Source organism: Streptomyces alkaliphilus, from assembly GCF_014141535.1.
Classification (GTDB): Bacteria; Actinomycetota; Actinomycetes; order Streptomycetales; family Streptomycetaceae; genus Streptomyces; species Streptomyces alkaliphilus.
The window spans coordinates 1-2,091 of record NZ_VKHT01000881.1 but is presented as its reverse complement, the minus strand read 5'-3'; the positions used below and the strand labels follow the sequence as shown (position 1 = coordinate 2,091).

Annotated in this window: 2 protein-coding genes; both read left to right on the top strand. The window is 72.8% G+C overall.

Annotated elements, in window-relative coordinates:
• The first annotated feature begins 64 nt into the window (after positions 1–64).
• A complete protein-coding gene (gene cpaB / locus FNQ90_RS20760; protein ID WP_143624087.1) occupies positions 65–814 on the top strand; it encodes a Flp pilus assembly protein CpaB in 750 nt (249 codons plus the stop codon).
• Between the two features lie 11 nt (positions 815–825).
• Positions 826–2,079 (top strand): AAA family ATPase, encoded by a 1,254-nt coding sequence (locus FNQ90_RS20755; protein WP_182607747.1) that lies wholly within the window; start codon positions 826–828, stop codon positions 2,077–2,079.
• The last annotated feature ends 12 nt before the right edge of the window (positions 2,080–2,091 follow it).

Genomic DNA, 2,091 nt, shown 5'->3' with positions numbered 1-2,091 from the left:
CCGATCCCTCCGACCGCCCGGAGTCCGGGATCCCCGCGCCCGTCCCGATGGAGAACCGGACCACATGAACGCTCGCCAGCGACGCGGTGCCGTCCTGCTGACCTTCTCGGCACTGCTCGCCCTCGCCGCCTTCCTCGCGGTCCTCGCCGTGGTCCGGGACGCCCAGTCCAAGGTCGGTCCCGAGGTCACCGCCTACGAGGTCGCCGAGGAGATCGAGCCGCACCAACCCCTGGACCCCGCCTGGTTCACCGAGGTCGACCTCCCCGAGCGGTACCTCCCCGACTCCGCCGTCACCGACCTGTCCGACATCCGGGACATGGTCGCCGTCGGCCCCCTGTCCCCCGGCGCCCTCCTGCAACGCGACATGATCGCCCCCATACCGGAACTCGCCGAGGGGGAACAGGAGATCGCCGTCCTCATCGACGCCTCCACCGGCGTGGCGGGCAAGATCCGACCCGGCTCCACCATCAACCTCTACGCCGCCTACACCGTCGAGGACGTGGCGGAGGACTCCGACCGGCGCTACGAGATGGTCCGACTGATGGTCAACAACGCGAGGGTGATCGAGGTCGGCGACCTCACCGACGTGGAACAGGACCGCGTCCGCACGCAGGCCGTGCCCATCACCTTCGCCCTCGACCACCTCGACGCCCAGCGCGTCACCTTCGCGGAGGCGTTCGCCGAACAGATCCGTCTGGCACTGGTCGCGCCCGGTGACGAACGCGAGATCCCCGAGGAGGAGCGCACCTACACGATCATCGGCGACCTGCTGGAAAACCCGCACATCGATCCCCTCCAGTTCTTCCAGGAATGAGCAGGCCCGCGATGACCATGCGCGTTCTCCCCGCCGCCGGTGACCCCGACCTCGCCCGGGCCATGATCACCCTGGTCGGTCAACTGCCCGGCCTGGAGCCCACCCGGGCCGTCCCCGACTCCGTCGCCCTCCTCGACACCCTCGGCGCCCTGGCGGCGGGCAACCCCGCCGACCTACCCGAGGTCGTCCTCGTCCACGAGGCCATCGGCCCCATGCCGGCCCTGGAACTGGTCCGCGAGGTCGCGATGCGGTTCCCGGCCGTCGGCGTCGTCCTCGCCACCGCCGACCCCACCGCCGGCCTGTACTCCGCCGCCATGGACGCCGGCGCCCGCGGTCTGACCGCCGTCCCGCTGGAACGCGAGGAACTCGGCGCCCGGCTCGCCGCCGCCGCGCAGTGGGCCTCGGGCGTACGCGGTCACCTCGGCCTGGGAGCCGTCCCCCTCGAAACCGGCCCCACCGGCCGTCTGGTCACCGTCTCCGGCGCCAAGGGCGGGGTGGGCGCCACCATCCTCGCCTGTCAACTGGCACTCGCCGCACACCTGCACGGTCCGACCCCCGACGCCCCCGCCACGCAGAGCGACGGGCGCGGCGTCGCCCTGGTCGACCTCGACCTGCTCGGCGGGGACGTCGGCTCCTACTTCGACGTGCAGTTCCGCCGCTCGGTCGTCGACCTCGCCGGCCTCCCGGACATCTCCGCCCAGGTCCTCGCCGAGGCGGTCTTCCCGCACGAGACCGGCCTGTCCCTGCTGATCGCCCCGGCCGAGGGCGAACGCGGCGAGGAGGTCACCGAGGACTCCACCCGCCGCCTGCTCAACGCGGTCCGCGCCCGCTACGACACCGTGATCGTGGACTGCGGCTCCCACACCAGCCCCGCCGGCGCCACCGCCGTGGAGGCCGCCGACACCGCACTGCTGGTCGCCACCCCCGACGTGATCGCCGTACGGGCGGTCAACCGCACCGTGCGGATGTGGGACCGACTGCACATCCGCAAGCCGCGCGAACTGCTCACCGTGGTCAACCGCCACGGCCGCACCGGCCCCGTGCAACCCCAGCTGATCTCGCGCATCACCGGAACCCCCGTGGCGACCTCCGTCATCCCGGCCGGCTTCCGCGAACTGCAGGACGCCCAGGACTCCGGACGCATCCAGGACCTCGATCCACGCGGGGCCGTGCGCCGCGCCATGTGGGCCCTCGCGGCGGAGATCGGCCTGGCCGACGCCGCCGCGGTGGCTCCCCCCGGACGCAGGAAGGGGAAACGCCCGTGAGGACCCCCGCCC

Excerpts from the sequence above, each read along its gene's own strand:
- cpaB (WP_143624087.1), top strand. The coding sequence starts at position 65 with ATGAACGCTCGCCAGCGACGCGGTGCCGTCCTGCTGACCTTCTCGGCA.
- FNQ90_RS20755 (WP_182607747.1), top strand. The coding sequence starts at position 826 with ATGACCATGCGCGTTCTCCCCGCCGCCGGTGACCCCGACCTCGCCCGG.